The organism is Celeribacter litoreus, from assembly GCF_020165855.1.
GTDB lineage: Bacteria > Pseudomonadota > Alphaproteobacteria > Rhodobacterales > Rhodobacteraceae > Celeribacter > Celeribacter litoreus.
In genome coordinates this window covers 231,849-256,170 of the sequence record NZ_JAIUFY010000015.1, presented here as the reverse complement: position 1 = coordinate 256,170, position 24,322 = coordinate 231,849, and the positions used below count along the sequence as shown (strand labels likewise).

The 24,322-nt window shown below is 59.8% G+C and carries 25 protein-coding genes; 17 read left to right on the top strand and 8 right to left on the bottom strand.

From position 1 onward, the window contains the following. Nucleotides 1-47: 47 nt before the first annotated feature. The 10 genes from LA304_RS17555 (at nt 48) to LA304_RS17510 (ending at nt 9,722) form a co-directional block, all read left to right on the top strand. Complete coding sequence (locus LA304_RS17555) at nt 48-1,586, top strand: replicative DNA helicase (RefSeq protein WP_224504485.1); 1,539 nt, start codon at nt 48-50, stop codon at nt 1,584-1,586. Nucleotides 1,587-1,665: 79 nt separating this feature from the next. After that, nucleotides 1,666-2,706, top strand: coding sequence for an alanine racemase (gene alr / locus LA304_RS17550; protein ID WP_224504484.1), 1,041 nt, complete (start codon nt 1,666-1,668; stop codon nt 2,704-2,706). Continuing rightward, nucleotides 2,706-3,488: an MlaE family ABC transporter permease gene (locus LA304_RS17545; RefSeq protein WP_224504483.1), complete on the top strand. Its 783-nt coding sequence runs from the start codon at nt 2,706-2,708 to the stop codon at nt 3,486-3,488. Before alr ends, LA304_RS17545 begins: the two co-directional genes overlap by 1 nt. Continuing rightward, complete coding sequence (locus LA304_RS17540) at nt 3,485-4,234, top strand: ABC transporter ATP-binding protein (RefSeq protein WP_224504482.1); 750 nt, start codon at nt 3,485-3,487, stop codon at nt 4,232-4,234. Before LA304_RS17545 ends, LA304_RS17540 begins: the two co-directional genes overlap by 4 nt. 27 nt (nt 4,235-4,261) lie before the next feature. Continuing rightward, nucleotides 4,262-4,696, top strand: a complete 435-nt coding sequence (locus tag LA304_RS17535; protein WP_224504481.1) for a paraquat-inducible protein A — start codon at nt 4,262-4,264, stop codon at nt 4,694-4,696. 60 nt (nt 4,697-4,756) lie between these two features. Further along, a complete protein-coding gene (radA, locus tag LA304_RS17530) occupies nt 4,757-6,127 on the top strand; it encodes a DNA repair protein RadA (protein WP_224504480.1) in 1,371 nt (456 codons plus the stop codon). 23 nt (nt 6,128-6,150) lie between these two features. Then, entirely contained in the window at nt 6,151-6,705 is a 555-nt protein-coding gene (locus tag LA304_RS17525) for a CvpA family protein (protein WP_224504479.1), read from the top strand. A gap of 174 nt (nt 6,706-6,879) precedes the next feature. After that, nucleotides 6,880-8,352: an amidophosphoribosyltransferase gene (purF, locus tag LA304_RS17520; RefSeq protein ID WP_224504478.1), complete on the top strand. Its 1,473-nt coding sequence runs from the start codon at nt 6,880-6,882 to the stop codon at nt 8,350-8,352. A 151-nt stretch (nt 8,353-8,503) separates the two neighbouring features. Next, a complete protein-coding gene (locus LA304_RS17515; protein ID WP_224504477.1) occupies nt 8,504-9,022 on the top strand; it encodes a DUF2199 domain-containing protein in 519 nt (172 codons plus the stop codon). Between the two features lie 31 nt (nt 9,023-9,053). Then, nucleotides 9,054-9,722 (top strand): SDR family NAD(P)-dependent oxidoreductase, encoded by a 669-nt coding sequence (locus LA304_RS17510; protein WP_224504476.1) that lies wholly within the window; start codon nt 9,054-9,056, stop codon nt 9,720-9,722. Nucleotides 9,723-9,728: 6 nt separating this feature from the next. Here LA304_RS17510 and LA304_RS17505 read toward each other — a convergent pair whose 3' ends face one another. After that, nucleotides 9,729-10,124, bottom strand: a complete 396-nt coding sequence (locus LA304_RS17505; protein ID WP_224504475.1) for a VOC family protein — start codon at nt 10,122-10,124, stop codon at nt 9,729-9,731. A 99-nt stretch (nt 10,125-10,223) separates the two neighbouring features. Between LA304_RS17505 and surE the strand changes: the two genes are divergently transcribed. From surE to LA304_RS17490, 3 genes are all read left to right on the top strand, one after another. Further along, nucleotides 10,224-11,006, top strand: a complete 783-nt coding sequence (gene surE / locus LA304_RS17500; RefSeq protein ID WP_224504474.1) for a 5'/3'-nucleotidase SurE — start codon at nt 10,224-10,226, stop codon at nt 11,004-11,006. After that, nucleotides 11,006-11,647, top strand: coding sequence for a protein-L-isoaspartate(D-aspartate) O-methyltransferase (locus LA304_RS17495; RefSeq protein WP_224504473.1), 642 nt, complete (start codon nt 11,006-11,008; stop codon nt 11,645-11,647). The genes surE and LA304_RS17495 overlap by 1 nt, the downstream gene beginning before the upstream one ends. Nucleotides 11,648-11,711: 64 nt before the next feature. Continuing rightward, nucleotides 11,712-12,893, top strand: coding sequence for a LysM peptidoglycan-binding domain-containing protein (locus LA304_RS17490; protein WP_224504472.1), 1,182 nt, complete (start codon nt 11,712-11,714; stop codon nt 12,891-12,893). A gap of 263 nt (nt 12,894-13,156) precedes the next feature. Here LA304_RS17490 and LA304_RS17485 read toward each other — a convergent pair whose 3' ends face one another. From LA304_RS17485 to LA304_RS17470, 4 genes are all read right to left on the bottom strand, one after another. After that, the gene (locus LA304_RS17485; RefSeq protein WP_396022208.1) at nt 13,157-13,984 is read right to left on the bottom strand and encodes an ATP-binding protein; all 828 of its coding nucleotides are present in this window, start codon (nt 13,982-13,984) and stop codon (nt 13,157-13,159) included. Between the two features lie 4 nt (nt 13,985-13,988). After that, nucleotides 13,989-14,882 (bottom strand): twin-arginine translocase subunit TatC, encoded by an 894-nt coding sequence (tatC, locus tag LA304_RS17480; RefSeq protein ID WP_224504470.1) that lies wholly within the window; start codon nt 14,880-14,882, stop codon nt 13,989-13,991. Further along, nucleotides 14,879-15,337: a Sec-independent protein translocase protein TatB gene (tatB, locus tag LA304_RS17475; RefSeq protein ID WP_224504469.1), complete on the bottom strand. Its 459-nt coding sequence runs from the start codon at nt 15,335-15,337 to the stop codon at nt 14,879-14,881. Before tatB ends, tatC begins: the two co-directional genes overlap by 4 nt. 90 nt (nt 15,338-15,427) lie before the next feature. Further along, nucleotides 15,428-15,643 (bottom strand): twin-arginine translocase TatA/TatE family subunit, encoded by a 216-nt coding sequence (locus LA304_RS17470; protein WP_224504468.1) that lies wholly within the window; start codon nt 15,641-15,643, stop codon nt 15,428-15,430. Between the two features lie 291 nt (nt 15,644-15,934). On the opposite strand from LA304_RS17470, the gene LA304_RS17465 reads away from it, so the two are divergent. Next, nucleotides 15,935-16,648, top strand: a complete 714-nt coding sequence (locus tag LA304_RS17465) for a helix-turn-helix transcriptional regulator (RefSeq protein ID WP_224504467.1) — start codon at nt 15,935-15,937, stop codon at nt 16,646-16,648. Here LA304_RS17465 and LA304_RS17460 read toward each other — a convergent pair. From LA304_RS17460 to LA304_RS17450, 3 genes are read right to left on the bottom strand one after another with little or no spacing between them, the layout of a single operon-like run. Then, the gene (locus tag LA304_RS17460; RefSeq protein WP_224504466.1) at nt 16,637-17,725 is read right to left on the bottom strand and encodes an ABC transporter ATP-binding protein; all 1,089 of its coding nucleotides are present in this window, start codon (nt 17,723-17,725) and stop codon (nt 16,637-16,639) included. The genes LA304_RS17465 and LA304_RS17460 overlap by 12 nt on opposite strands. A 55-nt stretch (nt 17,726-17,780) precedes the next feature. Continuing rightward, the gene (locus LA304_RS17455; RefSeq protein WP_224504465.1) at nt 17,781-18,836 is read right to left on the bottom strand and encodes a methyltransferase domain-containing protein; all 1,056 of its coding nucleotides are present in this window, start codon (nt 18,834-18,836) and stop codon (nt 17,781-17,783) included. Nucleotides 18,837-18,861: 25 nt separating this feature from the next. Then, nucleotides 18,862-19,641, bottom strand: a complete 780-nt coding sequence (locus tag LA304_RS17450) for an SDR family oxidoreductase (RefSeq protein ID WP_224504464.1) — start codon at nt 19,639-19,641, stop codon at nt 18,862-18,864. A gap of 298 nt (nt 19,642-19,939) precedes the next feature. Between LA304_RS17450 and LA304_RS17445 the strand changes: the two genes are divergently transcribed. The 3 genes from LA304_RS17445 (at nt 19,940) to LA304_RS17435 (ending at nt 24,318) form a co-directional block, all read left to right on the top strand. Then, a complete protein-coding gene (locus tag LA304_RS17445) occupies nt 19,940-20,974 on the top strand; it encodes a Hint domain-containing protein (protein ID WP_224504463.1) in 1,035 nt (344 codons plus the stop codon). A 107-nt stretch (nt 20,975-21,081) separates the two neighbouring features. Beyond that, on the top strand, nt 21,082-22,689 hold the full coding sequence (locus tag LA304_RS17440; RefSeq protein WP_224504524.1) for a peptide chain release factor 3: 1,608 nt from the start codon (nt 21,082-21,084) through the stop codon (nt 22,687-22,689). Between the two features lie 180 nt (nt 22,690-22,869). After that, the gene (locus LA304_RS17435; protein ID WP_224504462.1) at nt 22,870-24,318 is read left to right on the top strand and encodes a DEAD/DEAH box helicase; all 1,449 of its coding nucleotides are present in this window, start codon (nt 22,870-22,872) and stop codon (nt 24,316-24,318) included. Nucleotides 24,319-24,322: the final 4 nt, after the last annotated feature.

Here is a 24,322-nt window from a genome sequence, read left to right as displayed (position 1 = left end):
GACGCGACTCACGGGGCAATCAGAGCAGAGCCAGAGGACCGTATTGGATGAGTGACATCGCCAATCTTCAGGATATTCGTACAGACAAAGCCTCAGATCAGACCTCGGACACCCCGAAGGCGGCCCTCATTACACCCTATGAGGGCGCCGTGCCGCACAACATCGAGGCGGAACAACAGCTCCTCGGTGCGCTGCTGACGAACAACGACTCCTTTGACAAAATCGCGTCGATCATTTCGCCGAACCACTTTTTCGATCCGGTCCACAAGGACATCTACGAGAAAGCCGCGGAGCGCATCTCCAAGAACATGCTCGCATCGCCGGTGACGTTGAAGGCCTATATGGAGGACCATGACGGCCTGAAGGAACTCGGCGGTCCGGCATATCTCGCGAAACTCGCGGCATCGGCCATCTCGACCTACGCTGTGCGCGACTATGCGCAGCTCATCTATGATCTGTTCCTGCGCCGCCAGTTGATCGAACTCGGCAATGAGATCGCAGGTTCCGCGTCCTCCGGTCAGGATTCGCGTGATCCGGCCGAACAAATCGTCGCCGCCGAACAACGCCTCTACACCTTGGCCGAACAAGGCAAGGGAGAGAGCGGGTTCACCTCCTTCCTGTCCGCAGTGACACAGGCCGTTCTGAACGCGAACGCCGCTTACGAGCGCGGCGGCGGCATGGCCGGCGTTGCAACCGACCTGATCGACCTCGACCGCAAGATGGGGGGCCTGCACCCCTCCGACTTGATCATCCTCGCAGGTCGTCCGTCGATGGGGAAAACCTCGCTCGCGACGAACATCGCGTTCAACATCGCGAAGGCCTATAAGAAAGGCACCCTGCCCGACGGACGTCAGGGCGCGGTCAAAGGCGGCGTTGTCGGGTTCTACTCTCTCGAGATGAGTTCAGAGCAGCTCGCCGCTCGTATCCTCGCCGAGGCCTCCGAAATTTCATCGCACAAAATCCGCCAAGGTGACATGACGGAGGACGAATTCCGCCGCTTTGTTGAAGCTGCGAAAACGCTAGAGTCCTGCCCTCTCTACATCGACGACACGCCGTCGATCCCGATTTCCCAACTCGCCGCCCGCGCGCGTCGTCTGCAGCGGACGCATGGTCTCGATCTCCTGATCGTCGACTATCTCCAACTCGTGCGCGGCACGTCGCGGACCGAAGGCAACCGTGTGCAGGAAATCGGCGAAATTTCGATGGGTCTCAAAGCCATCGCGAAAGAACTCAACATCCCCGTGATCGCCCTGTCCCAGCTGTCGCGGACGGTGGAAAGCCGTGACGACAAACGTCCGCAGCTCTCCGACCTTCGTGAATCCGGCTCCATCGAGCAGGACGCCGACGTGGTGATGTTCGTTTACCGCGGAGAGTATTACAAAGAGCGTGAAAAGCCCGATGACGACAACCTCGAGGCAATGGAAAAGTGGATGCAGGACATGGAGCGTCTGCATGGCAAAGCCGAGGTGATCCTCGGCAAACAGCGTCACGGTCCCATCGGCACGGTCGAACTCTCATTCGAGGCCGAATTCACACGGTTCGGGAACCTCGCCCGCGAGAACCAAGGTTATAACAACGACTACTAACAGGCTGCACACCGCCTGCGCAGGGCCTTAAGCGCGAATAGCGCTTGCGACTCTGTGCTCGGGCGGCCAAAAAACCATTATGGGCACATCACTTCTTCATATCGACCTCACCGCGATCGCCGACAACTGGCGCGCATTGGATGCACTTTCCGCCGATACCGTGGAAACCGCCGCCGTGATCAAGGCAGACGCCTACGGCCTCGGCGTAGGCAAGGTTGGCCGCGCGTTGGTCAAGGCAGGCGTAAACCGGTTCTTCGTCGCCGCAGCGGAAGAAGGCGTGCAACTGCGCGAAGCTGTCGGCCCGTCCCCGTGGATCGGCGTCTTTGGCGGCCATATGTCGGGTGACACCGATATGATTGCGGACATGAGCCTTGTGCCGATGCTCAATTCGCTCGACCAGATCACTCGCCACTTCGAGGCGCTTCCGAACGCACCGTTCGGCATCCAGCTCGACACAGGAATGAACCGTCTGGGCCTCGAAGCGCCCGAGTGGGAGACGGTGAAAGAGTTGGTTATGAAGGCCGGCCCGGACCTCATCATGAGCCACCTCGCCTGTGCGGATGAGCCTGAGCATGAGATGAACGCCCTTCAGCTCAAGAATTTCCGCGAAATGACCGATGGTCTGGATGTGAAGCGCGCCCTGTCTGCGACAGGCGGCATCCTCCTCGGGCCGGAGTATCATTTCGACATCACGCGTCCGGGCATCGGCCTGTACGGTGGCTTACCATACGAGGACGCGAAACCCGTCGTGCGCCTTGAGTGCCCGATCATTCAGGTCCGCGATGTCCAGACTGGCGAGACTGTCGGCTATTCGAACACATGGACCGCAGAAGAGCCGTCCCGCATCGCGACGGTCGCCGCAGGCTATGCCGACGGGATCACACGTCACATCTCTGGCAAGGCCGTCTTGTTTGACAATGACACCCCCTGCCCGATCGTTGGGCGCGTGTCTATGGACCTGATCACGGTCGACATCACGCATCTGGATCAGGTGCCGCGCTCTCTCGATCTGCTCGGCCCGCTGCAGACCGTGGACGATCTCGCGACTGTTGGCGGGACAATCGGCTATGAAATTCTGACTTCTCTGGGCGCACGTTATCGCCGCCGGTATATCGGATGATGGTGCTCACCCGCCCTCTCGCCGCGCTTGGCGCGGTCGTGCTGTCGGCGCTTGCGACGATTGGTCATGTCACTCTGTTTGCATTGGCCACGTTCCGCCATATCGTGACGCCGCCCTACTACGTGCGGGAATACCTGCATGCGCTCGTGCACGTTGGGTATCTTTCGCTCCCCGTCGTGGGCCTCACTGCCGTGTTCACGGGCGGTGCGCTTGCCCTCCAGATTTTCGCAGGTGGCTCCCGCTACGGCGCCGAAGAAGTCGTGCCACAAATCGTTGCACTCGGCGTGGTGCGCGAGCTTGGCCCTGTGATGGTCGGCCTGATGATGGCCGCACGGGTCACATCGTCCATCGCGGCAGAGATTGCGACCATGAAGGTCACTGAGCAAATCGACGCCCTCGTGACGCTTTCCACAGACCCGATGAAATACCTCACCGCCCCGCGCGTGTTTGCAGGTCTCGTCACCGTGCCGCTTCTCGTTGCCGTTGGGGACACCCTCGGCATTTTCGGGGGCTGGTTCGTGTCCATGAACACCCTCGACTTCAACCCGTCGACTTATCTCAAGAACACCGTAGATTTTCTGGAGACGCCCGACATTGTATCTTCGCTCGTGAAAGGCGCAGCCTTTGGGGGGATCGCCACACTCATGGGCTGTTATTTCGGCATGAACTCCGGCCGCGGCGCACAGGGCGTCGGGCGCGCGACGAAAACCTCGGTTGTGGCCGCCGCCGTTCTGATCCTCGCGGCCAACTTTCTCCTCACACAGGCATTTTTCGCGACATGATTTCTCTCGACGGTGTGCATAAGGCCTTTGGTTCCAAAGAGATTTTGCGCGGGGTGGACCTGAATGTCGCGCGGGGCGAAAGCTGTGTTATTATCGGCGGCTCCGGCACCGGAAAATCCGTCACTCTGAAATGCGTGCTCGGCCTCATCACCCCCGACAGCGGCACCATCAAGGTCGATGGTGAGGACATCACCGCCACCGGCGACCGCGATGCGTTTCTGGCGCGGTTCGGGATGCTGTTTCAGGGCGCGGCCCTGTTCGACAGCCTGCCGGTCTGGCAAAACGTCGCCTTTCGCCTCCTGCGCGGATCGCTTAAACGTCCGAAGGCAGAAGCCAAAGAAATTGCTATTGAAAAGCTCCGCCGCGTGGGCATGGGGCCGGATGTGGCCGACCTGTTTCCGGCGGAACTCTCCGGCGGGATGCAGAAACGTGTAGGCCTCGCCCGCGCCATTGCTGCCGATCCGGAGATCATCTTTTTCGACGAACCTACGACGGGACTCGACCCGATTATGGCGGGCGTCATCAACGAATTGATCCGCGAGATCGTGACGGAAATGGGCGCCACCGCCCTCACCATCACGCACGATATGACCTCTGTGCGCGCAATTGCTGACAAAGTCGCAATGCTCCATCGCGGCAAAATCCGCTGGCATGGCCCTGTGTCCGAGATGGACACCGCGGAAGATCCCTACCTGCACCAGTTTATCACCGGATCTTCGGAAGGTCCGATCGAGACGCTCCGCTGATCAGGACGGAAGGTGCAGGTTCACTCCATGTCCCCTCTTCGCCTCGCCAATCTGTCACTCTTGATCCTGTTTCCCATTGCGTGGGTCGCGCCGCTGATGCGGGCGGGGTTGTTACCACTGTTCGGGTTATCCGAGATTTCCGTGCTGTCGGGGATTGCGAGCCTTTGGGAGAAGGATGTGGTCCTCGCGGTGATAGTGGTGGTTTTTGCCATCATCGCGCCGCTCGCGAAAATTGTTGCTCTGGAGGGGATGCTCTCCGGCCGGATGTCAGATCGGTTCAAACCCTGGCTTTTTCATCTCGGGCGTTTGGCGATGGCGGATGTGTTTCTGATCGCGATCTATATCACCTTGGCGAAGGGCATTGGTGTCGGACGGATTGAGGTGGGCTGGGGGCTATACCTGTTTACGGCGTGCATTCTGGCGAGCCTCGGATTGAGTATTTTTATCACGAAAAAGACCTGACCCCTTGCGGATGCGCCGCGCGGCAGATTAGAACGAAGCAAGAACAATCGGGAGTTTTCCATGGCCAAGGCGCAAAAGAATTTTGTCTGCTCGAATTGCGGCGCGGTGACGACGAAGTGGTCGGGGCGCTGTGATGGCTGTGGAGAGTGGAACACGATTGCGGAGGAGAAGCCGCTGTCACAGGCGGGGCCGGCGTCGAAGACGTTAGGTGGTTTGCGCGGCAAGGAAATTCCTCTTTCGACGCTATCGACACAAGAGGCCCCGCCCCCGCGCACGGCGTCTGGTCTCGGGGAGTTTGACCGTGTGTTGGGCGGCGGGCTGGTCGAAGCCTCTGCCATTTTGGTCGGCGGTGATCCGGGGATCGGAAAGTCCACCTTGCTGTTGCAGGCGGCGGCGCGGTTTGCAGATAGCGGCTTGAAGGTCGTCTATATCTCCGGCGAGGAAGCGCCTGCTCAGGTGCGGATGCGGGCGCGGCGGCTTGGGTTATCAGAGGCGTCGGTTAAATTGGGTGCGGAGACCAATCTGCGCGATATCCTCACGACCTTGGAGAAAGAAGAGCCCGATCTTGTCATCATCGACTCGATTCAGACGATGTGGGCCGACAATGTCGAGAGTGCGCCCGGCTCTGTGTCTCAGGTGCGTGCCGCCGCGCATGAATTGACGACCTTTGCGAAGACGCGGGGCGTATCTGTTATTCTCGTAGGCCACGTGACCAAGGAAGGACAACTCGCCGGTCCGCGTGTCGTCGAGCACATGGTCGACACCGTGCTCTATTTCGAAGGCGAGCGCGGCCATCAGTTCCGGTTGCTGCGCGCTGTGAAGAACCGCTTTGGTCCCGCGCATGAGATCGGAGTTTTCGAAATGACGGGCGACGGTCTGTCGGAGGTGACGAACCCCTCTGCGCTCTTTTTGTCCGAACGGGACGAACCGGCGCCCGGGTCGGTTGTCTTTGCCGGTATTGAAGGCACGCGGCCTGTGTTGGTGGAGTTTCAGGCCCTCGTCGCCCCCTCCCCGCATTCGCAGGCGCGCCGCACTGTTGTCGGGTGGGACGGATCGCGTCTCGCCATGATCCTTGCGGTTTTGGAAAGCCGCTGCGGCATTCCGTTCGCGGGTCTGGATGTCTATCTCAATGTCGCTGGCGGCATGAAAGTGTCGGAGCCCGCCGCCGATCTCGCGGTCGCCGCCGCGCTTCTTTCGGCGCGCGAAGATGCCGCACTGCCTAAAGACTGTGTTGTTTTCGGGGAACTTTCTCTGTCTGGGGCGCTTAGACCAGTGGGTCAGGCGGAAAACAGGTTGAAAGAAGCGCGAAAACTTGGTTTTTCCTCTGCCATAGCCCCCGCCCAAACAAAGGCGGGACTGGCCAGCGGGATGGAGCTCCGTCAAATGCGGGATCTTGTTGGCTTTGTGGGAGATATCTTCGGCGCGGGTTAGCGTCGGCAAACATGTGAGGCGCCATGGAAGGCTTTACACTCATCGACGGCATCGTGGCGCTGGTCATCGTCGTTTCGGCCATTCTCGCCTATTCGCGCGGTTTCGTGCGTGAGGGCATGGCAATCGCCGGATGGATCGTTGCAGCCATTCTCGGCTACATGTTCGCACCGAAGGCCGTGCCGCTGGTGCGCGAAGTGCCCTACCTCGGTGAATACATCGGCACATCTTGCGAATTGTCTGTCATCACGGGCTTTTTCGCGGTGTTCGCGGCGGCGCTCATTGTGGTGTCTATTTTCACGCCTCTGTTCTCCTCCGCGGTTCAACGGTCTGCGCTTGGCGGGATTGATCAGGGGCTCGGGTTCCTCTTTGGCGTGTTGCGCGGCATCTTGCTCGTGGCGATTGCGCTTGTGATTGTGGACCGCGTGTCGACGGGCGATCCGATCGAAGTGCTTGAAAACTCGCGCACAGCAAAGGTCTTTGCCCGCTCGCAAGACAAGATTGACGAAAGCCTGCCGCAGGATGCGCCGGATTGGATTACCGCGCGTTACGAGACGCTCGTGTCCACCTGCACCCAGTAAGGACAAGCCCGATCAGAAAAAAGGTGGCCAACTGGCCGCCTTTCTCTTTTTTCGCCTCTCGCAAGCGATCATCTCCAAAGATGTGATCAATTGGTTTATGATCCTTTCGTGACACTTTGATCGAGACCCCTTAAAGGAGGGGCGATTACATCCGGTAAAGGATTCGGAGCTTTGATGAGCACCCTGCCCCCATCCCATCCGTTCGATGACGACAAACTCAAAGAAGAGTGCGGTGTCTTCGGCGCTATCGGCGTAACTGACGCTGCCTCTTTCATTGCGCTTGGTCTTCATGCCCTGCAACACCGCGGTCAGGAAGCTGGCGGCATTGTCACACATGACACGGAAGCGGGGTTCCAGTCCGCACGCCGTTTCGGCTATGTGCGCGATAACTTCACCTCGCAAAAGGTGATGGAGACCCTGCCAGGGTCCATCGGCATTGGCCACGTCCGCTATTCCACAGCGGGCAACAAAGGCAACACGGCGATCCGTGACGTTCAGCCCTTCTTCGGCGAATTCGCCATGGGCGGCGCGGCGATTGCGCATAACGGCAACATCACCAATGCCGATGCGCTGCGTCGCGAGTTGATCGAACGTGGGTCGATTTTCCAATCCAGCTCGGATTCGGAATGCATCATTCACCTGATGGCCCGCTCCCTGCAGCGCAACATCCCTGAACGCATGAAAGACGCGCTTCGTCGTGTCGAAGGCGCGTTCTCTGTTGTCGCCATGACCCGCACCAAACTCATCGGTGTGCGTGATCCGCGTGGCGTGCGCCCGCTGGTCCTCGGGAAAGTTGGCGACAAAGGCTATGTGCTGGCGTCCGAAACCTGTGCGCTCGACATCATCGGGGCAGAGTTCGTGCGCGAGATCGAACCCGGCGAGATGGTCGTCATCTCCAACGACGGCAAGCTCACGAGTTCCAAACCGTTCGAGCAAAAGCCATCCCGCTTCTGCATCTTTGAGCACGTCTATTTCTCGCGTCCCGACAGCATCCTTGAAGGTCGCTCGGTCTATGAGACCCGCCGCCAGATCGGTGTCGAGCTCGCGAAAGAAGCGCCTGTTGAGGCCGATCTCGTTTGCCCCGTGCCGGACAGCGGCACACCGGCGGCGATCGGCTACGCGTTCGAGAGCGGCATTCCCTACGGCATGGGGATCATCCGGAACCAGTATATGGGCCGGACCTTCATCGAGCCGTCCGAACAAATCCGTAACATGGGCGTGCGTCTCAAACTCAACGTCAACCGAGCGCTCATTCGCGACAAGCGGATTATCCTCGTCGATGACTCTGTTGTGCGCGGTACCACGACCCGCAAGATCAAGGATATGCTCCTCGATGCTGGCGCGGCAGAAGTGCACTTCCGCATCGCGTCGCCGCCGACTATGTGGCCGTGTTTCTACGGAGTGGATACGCCGGATCGTGACAAGCTGCTCGCGGCACAAATGTCCGTCGAAGAAATGCGCGAGCACCTCGGCGTTGACAGTCTTGAGTTTATCTCGCTTGACGGTCTCTACCGTGCGGCAGGCGCAGCGAACGGTCGCAACTCTGACAACCCGCAGTATTGCGACGCATGTTTCTCGGGCGAATATCCTGTGACCCCGACCGACATGATCGCCAAAGGGTTCGAGCTTAAGACGGCTGCGGAGTAAGGTCTCCGACATTCAGATTTGAGAACCGCCCTCCCTCGCATGGGACGGGCGGTTTTTTATGAGAAACTTCGCGATCCGGACAAGCGCCCACTCCCTAATGGATTTCTGAGTTCGGCGCCGTTAGACAGATCGAAACAGGATAGGAGCCAACATGCCTTCCCTTCTCGACCTTGATCCGCGCTGGCGGGCACTGACGGACCCGGACGGGCCGTATGGCGGTGTGATCGACATCGGGTTTGATCATCCGTCTGATTGGCCACACGGCGAACGCGGCGATCAGCCGTTTGTGAAAGCGGGCGATGATCAGCTTGCCTCTGAGCTTTGCCGTCTGGACGACGCCCGCTATCTGCGCGCCATGCTCACGCTCCCGATCCGTGGCTCTGAGGAGGCGGTGATGGTCGCGCTTTGGGTCGAGGTGCCGCATCCGGTGTTTTACGCCTATCTCGACTTGCTCGACGGCGCGCCTGTGCCGGAACCAACGCTCGCGACCTTGGCCAACGCGTTGATGCCCGTGGCGGAACAAGACACAGCCGTAACGCTCGACTTTGGCGACGGGTCGGAACGCCCCACCGCAGCACTCGACGGAATTGCCGAGATTTCCCTCGATCAGCTCCTGGATCTCTATGAAGCCAGCGGGACAGTTTCGCGCAGCGATCTCAAACCCTCTTGACCCGGAAACGGCGACAGGCCAAACCACGCGCATGACAGAGAACACCAAAATCGCCCTCATCACCGGCGCGTCGCGCGGCCTCGGCTTTTTCCTCGCAGAGGCATTGGCCCCGACCTATCACATCGTCGCCGTGGCCAAGACCACAGGCGCGCTCGAAGAGTTGGATGACCGGATCAAGGCAAAGGGTGGCCAAGCCACACTCGCGCCGATGGACATCACCAATCCGGATGCGATGGCGCACCTGTGCCGCGGGATTTACGACCGTTGGGGGCATCTTGATCTTTGGGCCCATACGGCGGTTTATGCGCAGCTTCTGTCACCTGCGGACCACATGGACCCGAAAGATTTCGACCGCACGATGAACACCAACGTCATCGCGACGGGCAAGCTCATCCCGATGGTCTCTCCGCTCCTGAACATGGCCCCTACCCCTGCCGACGCGCTGTTCTTTGACGATCCGCATGCGGGAGAGAAGTTCTTTGGCGCCTATGGCGCATCCAAGGCCGCACAGATCGCGATGGCGCAAAGCTGGAAAGCGGAAACCGATACGGTTGCCTCCGCCCCAAACATCCACATCCTGCGCCCGAACGCGATGCCGACCGCCACACGCGCACGGTTTTTCCCGGGTCAGGACACGGAGGCCCTAAGCCACCCGTCTGTCGAGGCGCCTCGCCTGCTGAAAGAGGCAGGCATCCTCTAAGTCACTTCAAAGCGGAGCAAACAGGTCCACGCGATACCCGTCCGGATCAGCGACGGTTGCATAGCGCTGGCCCCAGAACGCATCCCAAGGTGCCGTGACAACGGTTCCGCCTGCCTCTACCAGGAGTGCAGTATAGCGGTCTACTTCCGCAGGGCTGTCACACAGCATCGCAAATACCGAGTGATTGGGCCCACGCGGCGCTTCACCTGTCAGGCGCTCCATCAGATCGGCACCGTCGATCATGAGGCGCGGCTCTCCTGCTCTGCGCACGGGTTCCACATGGCCGTCCATTCTGACCGCGCCTTCGCCCTCAAAGTCGAACCCGAGGGCCGCATAAAAGGCGATGCTCCGGTCAACATTGGTTGACGAGATAGCAATCGCATCAAGTCTCGGGTGCGGCATCTCTTTTTCCTTCCGATTGGCGGCGCTTGGCTTGCCGCGATTCCGAGGCTGCTTTAAGGAGGTATGCAAGACAAGGGAATTCGAGCAAGAGGGGTCCCAATGCGCATCCTGATCACCAATGACGACGGCATCAACGCTCCGGGCCTGAAGACGCTCGAAGACATCGCGCATCAGATCGCGGGATCTGACGGAGAGGTCTGGATTGTCGCCCCCGCGTTCGAGCAATCCGGCGTTGCACACTGCATTTCCTACACCCACCCGACGATGATCACCGAAGTCGGCCCGCGTCGCTGGGCGGCAGAAGGTTCTCCGGCGGACTGTGTGCTCGCAGGCATGTACGACATCTTGCCGGATCGTCCCGACCTCGTGCTCTCGGGCGTCAACCGCGGCAACAACGCGGGCGAAAACGCGATGTATTCCGGCACGATTGGCGGGGCGATGGAAGCGGCGCTTCAGGGCGTCAATGCAATCGCGCTCTCCCAGTTCTACGGCCGTGAAAACGCAGAACTTGATGATCAGTTCGAAGCCGCCGCCCGCCATGGCGTGGACGTCGTCCAGCGCCTTCTCGACCATGGGGCTTGGGGCGACGGCGATGATTACAAACTGTTCTACAACGTAAACTTTCCGCCCATTCCCGCCTCCGAGGTCAAAGGTGTTCAAGTGGTCCGCCAGGGCCGCCGCAAGACGGCTGGCTTTGGCATGCAGGGGCAGGTTTCCCCAACCGGACGGCGCTTTCTTTGGGTGCGCGGATCGGAACAGGCCGTGGACACCGGACCGGACACCGATGTGACCTCGAACCTATCCGGCTACATCTCCGTGACCCCGATGCGCGCCGATCTCACAGCGCATGATGAACTGTCTGCACTGGAGAGCGCCTTCTGATGGCCATGGACGCCGAAGATCAGATGCAATTTCTCTACACGCTCCGCTCAAAGGGCGTGACGGATGCACGGACGCTTTCGGCCATGGAAAAGGTGGACCGAGGGATGTTTATTCAGGGCCTCTTCGCGGAGCGCGCCTACGAAGACATGCCCCTCCCCATCTCCTGCGGACAAACGATTTCGCAGCCGTCCGTCGTGGGCCTCATGACACAGGCCCTGAACGTCCAGCCACGGGACAAGGTGCTCGAGGTCGGCACAGGCTCCGGCTATCAGGCCGCAGTGCTCAGCTATCTCGCGCGCCGCGTCTATACTGTCGACAGATACGCCCGTCTTGTGCGCGAGGCGCAGGTGCGGTTCAACCAACTCGACCTTGCCAATATCACGGCCATGGCCATCGACGGCTCTTTCGGCCTGCCGGATCAGGCCCCGTTTGATCGCATTCTTTTGACCGCCGCCGCAGAGGACCCACCTGGCCCCCTCTTGGCGCAATTGAAAACTGGCGGTATCATGGTCCTGCCGGTGGGACAGTCAGACACGGTCCAAAGTCTCATCAAAGTGACGAAACTCGAAAGCGGTCTGGAATACGAAGAACTTCGATCCGTCCGCTTCGTGCCATTGGTCGAAGGCATGGGCCAAGAGTAGCCATCAAAGCCTCCATTAAAAGAGAGGCGAACGGGGACCTCCCCGAGGATTGAGGACAAGAGCGATGACGAGTATCCCTATGCATCCCCGCAAGAACGGTGCGCGCGCCATTTTGGCCTCCTGCGCGTTTCTGGCCCTCGCGGCCTGCCAAGAGCCGATGGATTTTGATCTGCGCGGCCTCGCAGACGGGTTTTCCACCGCGCCCGCGGCTCAACAAGCGTCGACCTTTGCAAGACCGGCACCTGATGCGAACGGCGTCATTTCCTACCCGAATTATCAGGTCGCGATTTCCCGCCGCGGGGACACGATCACCGACGTGGCCAATCGCGTTGGTCTCTCGCCATCTGAATTGGCGCGATACAACGGTATTTCCGAAGACGTCATCCTGCGCGACGGCGAAGTGATCGCCCTGCCACGCCGTGTCGACGGCGGGAGCGCCACACGGTCTGGAACCATCGCATCCGGTGAACGGATCGATATTGCGACACTCGCAGACGAAGCCATCACCTCTGCCGAAAGCGGCCAGCCCTCTGGCGCCACCATGACGCAGGCAACCGCCTCTGCGCCCCTCGATGGCGTGGAACCGGTGCGCCACCAAGTCCAACGAGGAGAAACAGCCTACTCCATCGCCCGTATGTACGGGGTCTCCGTCCGCGCGCTCGCGGATTGGAACGGGCTCGGATCGGACCTCTCGGTCGAAGAGGGCCGTTACCTCCTGATCCCCGTCAAAGCCTCCGAGAGCACCCCGCCAGAGGCCGTCGAAACAGACCCGGGCGAAGGCAGCGTTGCCCCTGAGCCGCCTTCCGCTGCGGCACCTCTGCCAGAACCCGAGAGCGCGGCGCCTCCGGCCACCGCCAGCGAACCGGCCGTCAATCTCGGCGCGACCCAGACGTCCTCTTCCGAGATGAGCAAACCCGTCTCTGGTGCGATCATTCGCGACTACAACAAAACCACATCGCAGTTCATCCTTTTCTCCGCTCCCTCAGGAACGCCCGTGAAGGCCGCGAAGGACGGGACGGTCAAGCTCATCTCGACCAACGCGGACGGTGTGAAAATCCTCGTGCTGGATCACGGCGGCGGGCTACAGACCGCCTACAGCTTCATTGATGAGATTTCAGTGAGCAAAGGCGACAGCGTCAAGCGGGACCAGACGATTGCGAAAGTGACAGCGAACGAGTTCAACGCGTTGCAGTTCATGGTCTTCAAAGGCACCCAGACAGTCGACCCCACCCCTTACCTCAACTGAATTTGAGTATTTGGGTCACGAAAATGACCGAGGCCCTAATCAGACTATGGAGATGCGCCCCGACCGCCGGCATGTAGCACTGTGACTACTCCGGAAGGGTTTCGGCCACACGGGCCGGGGCGTCTTTTCCGTGAGCGGTCATCGGCGCTCCCGCCTGTACCGCACGTGAAATGTAGCTCCTGAAAGTTAATGACGCATTTAAACGAAAAACGACGCCGCCCTTCTGAGCCGCGCCGTCTTTTTCGTGATTTAAATACTCAAACTTAGCCGAGGCTCACGCCTTTGCGCCCCGCGAGATTCATGAAGAACTGCCAAGCCACACGACCGGACCGCGAGCCGCGAGTAGCCTGCCATTCGATCGCTTCCGCGCGCAGTGTCTCTGCGTCGACCTCGACACCATACTCCGCGCAGTAGCCGTCGATCATGGCGAGATATTCGTCCTGAGAACAAGGATGGAAACCGAGCCAGAGACCGAAACGGTCGGACAGGGACACCTTTTCCTCGGTCGCCTCAGAGGGATTGATCGCAGAGCTGCGCTCGTTTTCGATCATGTCTCGTGGCATGAGGTGGCGGCGATTGGAGGTCGCGTAGAACAAGACGTTCTCGGGGCGCCCCTCGATCCCGCCGTCGAGCACCGCTTTCAGCGACTTGTAATGCTGGTCATCGTGGCTGAACGACAGGTCATCGCAGAAGAGCAGGAACCGATGCTCAGACGTGCGCAACAGGTTCAGAAGGCGTGCCACCGTGGGCAGGTCTTCGCGCTGCATTTCGACGATCTTGAGCGGCGTGCCCTCGGCAACAACAGCCGCGTGAGCAGCTTTGACCAAAGAGCTTTTCCCCATCCCGCGCGCGCCCCAAAGTAGCGCGTTGTTTGCGGCAAAGCCCTTTGCAAACTGGCGCGTGTTTTCCAGAAGTGTGTCACGGGAGCGATTGATGCCAACGAGGAGCGATATATCGACCCTCGCAACCTTTTTCACCGGCACAAGCGCGTCAGGTTCGGTCTGCCAGACATAGGCATCTGCGACGTTGAAATCGGGGGCTTCGAGAGGCGCGGGAGCCATACGCTCCAGCGCCTCTGCAATTCTGATCATCGGATCACTTGTCATCGTCTTCGTCGAACTCTGAATAGAGGTCTTCGTCCTCATCGAGGATGCCAGCGGCCCGCAGCTCTGCGGTGCGCTTCTTCTCGACGCGGGCGACGAGGAAGATGGAGACCTCATAGAGACCGTAAACAACGATAAAGAGGATGAGCTGCGTCGTGACATCCGGCGGGGTCACGAGGGCCGCGACCGTCAGGATGCCGACGACGGCGTATTTGCGCGTCTGGCGCAAACCGGCGGCTGTCGCGAGGCCCGCCTTACCCATCAGGGTCAGCAGCACAGGCAGCTGGAAACAGAGGCCAAACGCTACGATCATTTTGAGCGTGATGTCGAGGCTCTCGTTCACCTTGCCGTTAAAGACGATGTCGATCCCGGTGTCTTCGGTCGCCGTCGCCACATCGCCGCCCGTCGCGACAAGCGCGGAGACGAAGGAAGGCAGATCCGCAAACCCGAGGAAGAAGGTCATCGCAAGCGGCACAACCACGTATTGCGCGAAGGCTGCACCTGCGATGAAGAGCAGCGGAGAGGCAATGAGGAACGGCAGGAACGCGTCTTTTTCATTGCGATAGAGGCCCGGCGCCACAAAGCGCCAGAGCTGCGTTGCGATCACGGGGAAGGCGAGCGCCAATCCACCCACCATGGAGATGCGGATGAGTGTGAAGAAGTATTCCTGCGGCGCGGTGTATTGCATCACAGGGTTCGGGTTGCCCAGGGACCGCATCGTTTTCTCGATCGGCACCAAAAGGAAATCGAGAATCTGCCCCCCGAAGGTAAAGCAGATCACCATGCCGATGATGAATGCGATTGCGGACCGGATGATCCGAGTGCGCAATTCCGCAAGGTGTTCGATCAGAGGCGCTGCGCTGTCGTCGATATCATCCGCGCTCATGCGTCGCCTTCCTTCTTCTCTGTCTCTGCTGTGGCCTTGGCTTCTGCTTCCAGACGCTCGGTGGCCTTCTTCGCTGCAGAGTCCGAAATCTTTTGGGCCATCTCAGCGCGCTCGGGGCTCAATTCGTCCTTCTGGGCCTCGGTCGTCTTCGGCGCGGCTTTGCCGTCCGGCGCCTTCATCGGATCCCATTTCTCGAATTTGTCCGCGGCTTCATTGAGCTTGTCGAGACCGAATTTCTTCGGGTTCGCAGCCCCTTTGATCGCATCCGTGGCTTCTTTTACGCCGGCTTCATCCGCCGCCGACTCCATCGCGCGGGAGAACTCCCGCGCCATGCTTTTCGCCCGCGCCGTAAAGCGCCCGAGCGTCCGGAACATACCCGGCAAGTCTTTCGGGCCCACGACGATCAACGCCACGATCCCGATGACCAAAAGTTCTGACATGCCGATGTCAAACATCACGCACCGCCTTGTCTCAAATCACGTCCCTACCTGCACACGGCAGGCGTCGAAAGTCGTGAGGCCGGCGACCGACCTCTCGGACAGGTCTCAGACCTTGTCTTTTTCGTCTTCCGGGGTCACGTCTTTTGCAGCTTCGGCTTTCTCAGATTCAATTTCGGCATTGCCTTCGTTGATGCCCTTTTTGAAGGACGTGATGCCTTTGCCGACTTCGCCCATGAGGCCAGAAATCTTGCCACGGCCGAACAGCACCAGAACCACGACGGCGATGAGCAGAAGGCCCGGAAGGCCGATGTTGTTGAGCATGTCTTTCTCCATGTCTTCGGATTGTCGTCGGAGCCACCTCGGCCCCACAATCATGTCTCGCGGACACTAGGATTAGGCGGGCTGAGCGCCGAGGAAAAGGCCAAAATCGCCCCGAGCGGCCAGTTGCACGGAATTGGGGCGGAGTGAAAAGCTGGAAATTGCCTACCGACAGGTTTATGTCAGTTGAAAGCGCGTTAGCGTCGGTCATCACAGTCGAATCGCGCCGAGGAAGGGAAATCGTATTCATATGATTGCACTTGAAGATATCGGCCGCACCCGGACGCGGCACGCATGAGCAACGCAAAAGCCTCCCGCCCGAAAAAGAGCGAGCGCCTCTACGCGCTGATCCAGATTTTGCGGGATGGGGCGCTGCACACGGCGGGCGCGCTTGCCCAACAGGTTGGCGTGTCAGAGCGCACCATCTGGCGCGACATGGCAGCGCTCAAGGACTCGGGCCTTCCGGTCGAAGGGGAGCGCGGCGTCGGCTACCGGATCACGGCGCCCATCACTTTGCCGCCGATCAATCTAACCCTTCCCGAACTTGAGGCCCTCACACTCGCGGTGGCGATCCTCGGGGAAGCGTCCGATCCGGAACTTGCGGCGAGCGCGCAGAGCCTCGCGGCCAAGATTGACGCGGTTTTGCCAGAGAACACGGAGGCGACGGGGGCCGGTTGGAGCGCGGCGGTTCATCCTTATGCGTTCGCGGATGCCCGATCCGGTTTTCGGCATATGCCCCTGCTCCGCGAGGCGGTCCGTGCGCACAGAGTTCTGCGCATCACATATTCCGACGATACGCTCCGTCAGCGACTGGTTCATCCGCTGCAGCTCGACTTCTGGGGACGCATTTGGACGATGGGCGTGTGGTGCGAAACGACGGGCCACTTCGACGTGTTACGTTTGGACCGGATTGAAGCCGTCATCGACACAGGCGCGATATTTGCGGATGCAGAAGCGCGCCTTGAGGACTTCTTGATCTGGCGACGGGCGCAGGCCTCAGGTGGCTGAGCCTTTTTGCGGGAACACAAAACAGCGGTCGCGGCGGAGCATAAGCCACATCGCACGTCCCGGTTTGGGCAAGAACACAGACGGAACCGTCGCTTTAAGCTTCGACCCGTCATAGTCCATGCGGAATTCCACGAGGCTCTCACGTCCCATGAAGCGGGCGCGCTCCACGATGGCCCGTGCGGGGGTGCCGTCCTGCGGTGTCGGGTTCGGTCCACGGCCGTCGCGATCGAAGTCGATACGCAAATGCTGTGGCCGGATCACGATCTCGACCTCGGTGCCGTCGGGCTGACCGGGGCACAGGAACTTGCCGAATGGGGTTGAGACGGAGAGCGATTGGACCTTGCCACGGATCACATTGATATCGCTGAAGAACGCGGCCGCTTTGCGATCCACAGGCGCGTTGTAGATGTTGTAGGGCGCACCCTGCTGAACGATCTTCCCGTCCCGCATGAGCGCAATCTCATCCGCCATCCGCATGGCTTCGTGCGGCTCGTGGGTGACGAGCAGCACGGCGGTGTTCTCCGCCTTGAGCACATCGAGCGTGCTGTCGCGGATGTCGTCCTTGAGACGCTCGTCGAGGCCGGAGAACGGCTCATCCATCAGCATGATTGACGGGCGCGGTGCGAGGGCGCGGGCGAGTGCGACACGCTGCTGTTCGCCGCCGGACAATTCGTGCGGGAATTTCCCGTAGGCCGACAAGAGCCCGACCTTATCAAGCAGGTCCTCGACGCGGGCCTTTTTATCGGATTTATGCCCTTTCAGGCCGAACCCTACGTTCTCCCCAACCGTCAGGTGTGGAAAGAGCGCGAAGTCCTGAAACATCAGGCCAATGGAACGCTGTTCCGGCGGAACGCGGAAGACTGTGTCGCACACCAACTGACCATCTACGAAAATCTCGCCTTCGTCCTGCATGTCCACGCCCGCGATGATCCGCAGCGTCGTGGATTTGCCGCAGCCCGACGGACCGAGCAGACACGTCACCTGACCCGGCATCACCTTCAGGGAGACATCGGAAACGACGTCGCGGCCCTGAAAACGGCGGCGGATGTTGCGGATTTCCAATCGGGGGTCGGTCACGGGGCGGTCTTTATCTGACGAAAACTCTCAAGCTCCCTATCAGCCCAGTACCGTCTTAGCAACCGCAGGCCGACGCGGACCCGTCACCATCGGACCCGAGGCTGTCGAACGGGCTGTTGCCTCCGCACCCTGCGAAAATGCCATAATGAGTCGAAAAATCGCCAATAAAGTCGAAATGCGGCGCGAACCGCGTGTCTTGCAGCATCTTGAAGGTGTTGCCACAAACTGGGAACACCTTGCCGGTTTCAATCACGTGGCCAGCGTCGAGTTCGAACCGATGCGGCGCGCCCGGAACCGTGCCATTGTAGATCACCGCCTGCCCGTAATCCTCGCACTCGGGTTCGAGGTCGAGTTTGAACAGTCGGTAGGTTGCGGACAGAAACTTGATCGGCGCAACTTTGGCTTCGAGTTCCGGATTTTCCACGGTGAGTTCACGATGCGTCACACGGCGCGGATCCCCGAACCCGGCAGCGCGCGCCATATACTCAAAATCATTCCAATAGAGCGCGCCAGAGAGGCATTCGCCGTAAAGCACCGGATCGGCCCGAAGTGCCTCTGGCACACGGCGGTCGGCGTAGACGTCAGAGAAATACATCTCTCCGCCCGGTTTGAGCAGGCGATAGGCCTCGCGCAGCACGGCGGGTTTGTCCAGCGCGAGGTTCAGCACGCAGTTGGAAACGATCACATCAAAGCTCTCGGGCTCAAGCGGCAGCTCGTCGAGCTTTTCGATATAGCCCTGATGGAAGGCGACATTAGAGGTCGCATAGCCGAACTTCTCGCGGTGCCACTCCTCATGACGCCGCGCGACATCAAGCTGTTCGTCGGTCATATCGACGCCGACGACCTGCCCGTTTTCGCCGACATATTGCGCCAGAGCGTAAACATCGCGACCGGAGCCTGAGCCGAGGTCGAGAATGCGCGCGCCTTCCAGAAGATCAGGGGCAATCAATCCGCACCCGTAATAGCGGGCGAGAACCTCGTCATGCACGTTCGACAGAGCCGCTTTCAGCTCTGCCGACAAATCGTCGGGAGAACAGCAGGCATTGGTTTTGAGATCCCCGCTGCCTTGTAGAACCTTGCCATAATACTCTTGCACATCTGCGTGGCTCATTTTGTTCTCCCTAACTGACTTTCAATTACATCGTGCTGTTGGTCGCGCCACCATCGAGCAGGATATTCTGCCCGATCATAAAACCGGCGTATTGCGAACACATGAAGGCGCAAGTGGCACCGAACTCTTCGGTGGTGCCATAGCGCCCTGCGGGGATTCCCTGGCTGCGACCGGCGCGCACTTCTTCCGGCGTTGTGCCGGTTGCGTTGGCCTGATTTTGGTCCATGCCCACCATACGATCCGTCGCGTGGAAGCCCGGCAGAAGGTTGTTCATGACAACGCCTGCGCCCGCGACCTGACGCGACGTGCCTGCAACGTAACCTGTGAGACCAGCGCGCGCGGAGTTCGAAAGACCCAGAACACCGATTGGGGATTTCACCGACACAGACGTGATGTTGACGACACGGCCCCAGCCACGCTCCATCATGCCCGGAACCAGCGCTTTGATCAGAGAAATTGGCGCGAGCATGTTGGCGTCCAGAGCAGCAATGAAATCGTCACGCTCCCAATCGGTCCACATCCCCGGCGGCGGGCCACCGGCGTTATTGACGAGGATATCAACACCTGCCGCTTTTTCGAGAACAGCGGCGCGACCGTCTTCGGTCGTAATATCGGCAGCAACGGTGACAACATCCACGCCGAACTCTGCGCGAATGGCTTCAGCGGAGGCTTCGAGCGCCTCAACGCCACGCGCATTCATCACGAGATCAACACCCGCCTCAGCCAGAGCGCGGGCACAGCCGAGCCCGAGCCCCTTTGACGATGCACAAACGAGCGCGCGTTTACCTTTGATTCCAAGATCCATGATCTACTCCCGAATAGCGTTTCAAAAACGGTTGTAAGCGACGGTCTCCGCCGTGTCACCCGCCTCACGCGCCCGCACAAATCCTGTGCGGCTTTGGAGGTGTCCGCAGCTCCGTCAGAATGAACCAATCGTGCCCCAATTCGGACACTCTTGGGGGGCAATAACGCCCATAGAATAAGTTTTGTGAGTAAGTGGCACCGCGGAGAACAGAAAAATGTTCAACTTTGGCAGTTTCCATAATAACGAAGGGATAGTTGCCAAGTTAAATAGTGGAACGCCAGTGCGTTCGGAGGTTTCCGTGGGTCTTTATAGCAAAGATATCGCGTCTTATGCGGAGAGAAGCGCGCCCGAGCAGACGCTTGTGGTCTACCGTGGCTGCGATCTGAAAGTGGTCAGCGGAGCCAATCTTGGCGATAGCCTCCGCCACGCGGACGACATCGAACTCGCCGACAGCTATCAACTTTCCCGCTACGCCAACGGAGCGCGACTTTCCATTCATGTGGACGAAGAGCGTCTCACCGTTGCAGGTGGCTCAGAAATTTGCACTCCGGGAAACACTCTGCATCTCGACTGCATCGCGACACTTATGGGGCTTTGCGGTGCGACGGTCGAGATCCTCGTCGTTGTGGAAACCGATGCGAAAGGCATGATCGAGGACGTGCTTTTCCTTCCCTTCGCGCCTCTAAAGCACGAGGCGGAATACGCACTTATCAAGCTCGACACCGAAAACGTGCGCGCCCGCCTCGGAGAAGTCGCCTGCCTCGCCTTTTCGCGCGGGACGCGGATCACGCTTGCCAACGGGCTGCAAAAGCCAATTGAAGACCTGAGTGTCGGCGACAGCGTTCTGACCCGAGATAACGGCCCGCGAACCGTGCGCTGGATCGGCATGACCACCATGCGCGCCACGGGTGCGTTCGCCCCGATCGTGATTAAAGCGGGCGCATTCGACAACACGGGCGACCTGATGCTGTCACCGAACCATCGCATTTTTATCCGCGACCGCCAGGAGAGCGCTTGGCCCAAAAGCTGCGCCGAAGTGCTCGTAAAAGCGCGTCATCTCGTGAACGGTCACGACGTCATTCAGGCCGAAGGCGGATTTGTCGATTATTTCCAGCTCATGTTTGACGAGCACGAAACAATCTTTGCAGAGGGTCTCGCCGCAGAAAGCATGTTTGCCGACAGTCGCGCTCAGCCTTTCCTGCCAGCCACGATGCGCATCTGCATCGCCGAAGGGCACACCGTCGCGCAGGCCGGCCGAAAGTCCGAAATGCGCCCTGGCGTGCGAGAAGCCAAAGCTGCCAACAATCTCCTGCGCCTGATCAACCGGGACTGACACCACGAGGCGTCTGACTCGCACTGCGCCATGTGGAAACACCCATGGCGGTGGTTTCCACGCCATTCCCCATTGCCCAGTCCCATGAGCAGACGTATATGAGCGCCATGTCGAACGCTTCACACACCGCCCTTGATTTGCCGGACGAGATTGCTCGTCGCCGGACCTTCGCCATCATCTCGCACCCGGACGCCGGTAAAACGACGTTGACGGAGAAATTCCTTCTGTATGGTGGCGCGATTCAGATGGCCGGTCAGGTGCGCGCGAAAGGCGAAGCACGGCGCACACGCTCCGACTTTATGCAGATGGAAAAGGATCGCGGGATTTCCGTGTCGGCTTCTGCCATGTCGTTCGACTTTCAGAACCACCGCTTCAATCTCGTTGACACACCCGGCCACTCGGACTTTTCCGAAGACACCTACCGGACGCTGACCGCCGTGGATGCGGCGATCATGGTGATCGACGGGGCGAAAGGCGTGGAGAGTCAGACGCAGAAACTCTTTGAGGTCTGCCGTCTACGCGATCTGCCGATCCTGACCTTCTGTAACAAGATGGACCGCGAGAGCCGTGATACGCTCGAAATCATCGATGAGATTCAGGAAAACCTCGCCATTGACGTGACGCCCGCCTCTTGGCCCATCGGCGTCGGTCGTGACTTCCTCGGCTGCTACGACGTGCTCAATGACCGCCTTGAACTGATGGACCGCGCTGACCGCAACAAGGTCGCCGAGAGCATCAAGATTGAGGGCCTTGATGACCCGAAACTCGCCGAATATGTGCCGGAGCATCTTCTTGAGCAACTCAAGGAAGAGCTTGAAATGGCGCGTGAATTGTTGCCGCCGTTCGACCGTGAGGCTTTCCTTCAGGGCACGTTGACACCGATCTGGTTCGGCTCCGCGATCAACTCCTTCGGCGTACAGGAACTCATGGACGGCATCGCCAAATACGGCCCTGAACCGCAAGTTCAAAATGCCTCCCCGCGCGAGATCAGCCCTGATGAGAAAAAGGTCATGGGCTACGTCTTCAAAGTGCAGGCGAATATGGACCCGAAACACCGTGACCGCGTGGCCTTTGTCCGCCTTGCGTCGGGCCATTTCAAACGCGGGATGAAGCTCACCCATGTGCGCTCCAAGAAGCCGATGGCGATCTCGAACCCCGTTCTCTTCCTCGCCTCCGACCGCGAACTCGCAGAAGAGGCTTGGGCAGGTGATATCATCGGCATTCCGAACCACGGACAGCTGCGCATCGGCGACACGCTGACCGAGGGCGAAGACATCCGCGTGACCGGCATCCCGTCCTTTGCGCCGGAATTGCTCCAAGGCGTCCGTGCGGGCGACCCGATGAAAGCAAAGCACCTTGAAAAAGCCCTCATGCAGTTTGCTGAGGAAGGTGCTGCGAAGGTCTTTAAACCGGCGATCGGCTCCGGCTTTATCGTCGGCGTTGTGGGCGCGCTTCAGTTCGAAGTGCTCGCGAGCCGGATCGAACTCGAATACGGTCTCCCCGTGCGGTTTGACGCGTCGCAATTCACCTCGGCGCGTTGGGTCACTGGTCCGAAGGCCGAGTTGGACAAGTGCATCAACGCCAACAAACAGCACATTTCCTACGACCACGACGGCGACCCCGTGTTCCTCACGCGCCTGCAATGGGACATCGACCGGATTGAACGCGATTATCCGGAACTGACGCTGTCGGCGACGAAAGAAATGATGGTCTAAAGCGACTGGCGCCCCTTTTCGGCGCCAGTTTCCATACTTAATCAGCGCAAAGACGGGCTTTCCTTGACCTTTTACGGTTTCGGGCGTAGAACGCGCGCAATGACGCTCTGGTAATCCGACCAGACGGGCCGCGTGGTGTTAGCGGCCGACTTTTTAGCCGCACATCACGAAAGGCAACCATTGACAAAGTTTACTGATCTTAACCTCGACCCGAAAGTTCTCCGCGCCGTCCAAGACGCCGGCTACGAGAGCCCCACTCCGATTCAGGCTGGTGCGATTCCTCCTGCGCTTGAAGGCAAGGACGTGCTCGGGATCGCGCAAACCGGGACGGGTAAGACAGCCTCTTTCGTGCTTCCGATGATCACCATGCTCGGCCGTGGACGCGCACGTGCGCGGATGCCGCGCTCTTTGGTGCTCGCGCCGACACGGGAACTCGCGGCGCAGGTTGCGGAAAACTTCGATCAATACACGAAATACATGAAGCTGACCAAAGCGCTCCTGATCGGTGGTGTTAGCTTCAAAGAACAGGACGCCCTCATCGACCGTGGCGTCGACGTTCTGATCGCGACCCCGGGTCGCCTGCTTGACCATTTCGAGCGCGGCAAGCTCCTTTTGACCGGCGTTCAGATCATGGTGGTGGACGAAGCCGACAGGATGCTCGACATGGGCTTTATCCCTGACATCGAACGCATCTTTAGCCTCACGCCCTTCACCCGCCAGACCCTGTTCTTCTCGGCGACGATGGCGCCGGAAATCGAGCGGATCACCAACACCTTCCTCTCGGCACCAGCGAAAGTCGAAGTTGCCCGTCAGGCGACGGCATCCGAGCGCATCGAACAGCACGCTCTGATGTTCAAAGGATCGCGTCGTGATCGCGCCGCCTCCGAGAAGCGCAAGGTGCTCCGCGCCCTGCTCGACGCTGAGGGCGACACGCTCCAGAACGCTGTGATCTTCTGCAACCGGAAAACAGACGTCGATATCTGCGCGAAATCCCTGCAAAAGTACGGCTACGACGCCGCACCGATCCACGGCGATCTCGACCAGAGCCAGCGTAACGCAACGCTCGACAAATTCCGCAATGGTGAGATCAAGCTCCTGATTGCGTCTGACGTCGCCGCACGCGGTCTCGATGTGCCCTCCGTGACGCACGTGTTCAACTTCGACGTGCCTGGCCATCCGGAAGACTACGTGCACCGCATCGGCCGCACCGGTCGCGCAGGTCGCGACGGCAAGGCGATCACCCTCGTTGAGCCGCGTGACGAGAAAAACTTTGACGCCGTCGAGAAACTCGTCGCCAAAGAAATCCCGCGCATGGAAAACCCGCTCGGGTCCTCTGCACCGGAAGACGAGAGCAAAGACACCGCCAAGTCAGAAGCTCAGTCCGAGAAGCCGAAGCGCAGCCGCTCCCGCCGTCGCAAGTCCGACGAGCCGAAGCAAGAGGCTCAGGACACGGCACCTGTCGCAGTAAAAGAAACCGCGACGAAGGAAGAGCCTGCGAAGCAGGAACAGAAACCGCGCCGCGAACGTGGTGGCCGCCGCGACAACGACAAGGTGATTGGCCTCGGAGACCACCTGCCCTCTTTCATCGCGCTGAGCTTTGAAGAGCGGTTTGAGAAGCAAGCTGGCTGATCGC

Excerpts from the sequence above, each read along its gene's own strand:
- LA304_RS17515 (WP_224504477.1), top strand. The coding sequence starts at position 8,504 with ATGCCTTCCCTTCTCGACCTTGATCCGCGCTGGCGGGCACTGACGGAC.
- LA304_RS17465 (WP_224504467.1), top strand. The coding sequence starts at position 15,935 with ATGAGCAACGCAAAAGCCTCCCGCCCGAAAAAGAGCGAGCGCCTCTAC.
- radA (WP_224504480.1), top strand. The coding sequence starts at position 4,757 with ATGGCCAAGGCGCAAAAGAATTTTGTCTGCTCGAATTGCGGCGCGGTG.
- LA304_RS17455 (WP_224504465.1), bottom strand. The coding sequence starts at position 18,836 with ATGAGCCACGCAGATGTGCAAGAGTATTATGGCAAGGTTCTACAAGGC.
- LA304_RS17525 (WP_224504479.1), top strand. The coding sequence starts at position 6,151 with ATGGAAGGCTTTACACTCATCGACGGCATCGTGGCGCTGGTCATCGTC.
- LA304_RS17485 (WP_396022208.1), bottom strand. The coding sequence starts at position 13,984 with ATGATCAGAATTGCAGAGGCGCTGGAGCGTATGGCTCCCGCGCCTCTC.
- tatB (WP_224504469.1), bottom strand. The coding sequence starts at position 15,337 with ATGTTTGACATCGGCATGTCAGAACTTTTGGTCATCGGGATCGTGGCG.
- tatC (WP_224504470.1), bottom strand. The coding sequence starts at position 14,882 with ATGAGCGCGGATGATATCGACGACAGCGCAGCGCCTCTGATCGAACAC.
- surE (WP_224504474.1), top strand. The coding sequence starts at position 10,224 with ATGCGCATCCTGATCACCAATGACGACGGCATCAACGCTCCGGGCCTG.
- LA304_RS17505 (WP_224504475.1), bottom strand. The coding sequence starts at position 10,124 with ATGCCGCACCCGAGACTTGATGCGATTGCTATCTCGTCAACCAATGTT.
- LA304_RS17535 (WP_224504481.1), top strand. The coding sequence starts at position 4,262 with ATGTCCCCTCTTCGCCTCGCCAATCTGTCACTCTTGATCCTGTTTCCC.
- LA304_RS17440 (WP_224504524.1), top strand. The coding sequence starts at position 21,082 with ATGTCGAACGCTTCACACACCGCCCTTGATTTGCCGGACGAGATTGCT.
- LA304_RS17545 (WP_224504483.1), top strand. The coding sequence starts at position 2,706 with ATGGTGCTCACCCGCCCTCTCGCCGCGCTTGGCGCGGTCGTGCTGTCG.
- LA304_RS17450 (WP_224504464.1), bottom strand. The coding sequence starts at position 19,641 with ATGGATCTTGGAATCAAAGGTAAACGCGCGCTCGTTTGTGCATCGTCA.
- LA304_RS17555 (WP_224504485.1), top strand. The coding sequence starts at position 48 with ATGAGTGACATCGCCAATCTTCAGGATATTCGTACAGACAAAGCCTCA.
- LA304_RS17470 (WP_224504468.1), bottom strand. The coding sequence starts at position 15,643 with ATGCTCAACAACATCGGCCTTCCGGGCCTTCTGCTCATCGCCGTCGTG.
- purF (WP_224504478.1), top strand. The coding sequence starts at position 6,880 with ATGAGCACCCTGCCCCCATCCCATCCGTTCGATGACGACAAACTCAAA.
- LA304_RS17540 (WP_224504482.1), top strand. The coding sequence starts at position 3,485 with ATGATTTCTCTCGACGGTGTGCATAAGGCCTTTGGTTCCAAAGAGATT.
- alr (WP_224504484.1), top strand. The coding sequence starts at position 1,666 with ATGGGCACATCACTTCTTCATATCGACCTCACCGCGATCGCCGACAAC.
- LA304_RS17495 (WP_224504473.1), top strand. The coding sequence starts at position 11,006 with ATGGCCATGGACGCCGAAGATCAGATGCAATTTCTCTACACGCTCCGC.
- LA304_RS17490 (WP_224504472.1), top strand. The coding sequence starts at position 11,712 with ATGACGAGTATCCCTATGCATCCCCGCAAGAACGGTGCGCGCGCCATT.
- LA304_RS17510 (WP_224504476.1), top strand. The coding sequence starts at position 9,054 with ATGACAGAGAACACCAAAATCGCCCTCATCACCGGCGCGTCGCGCGGC.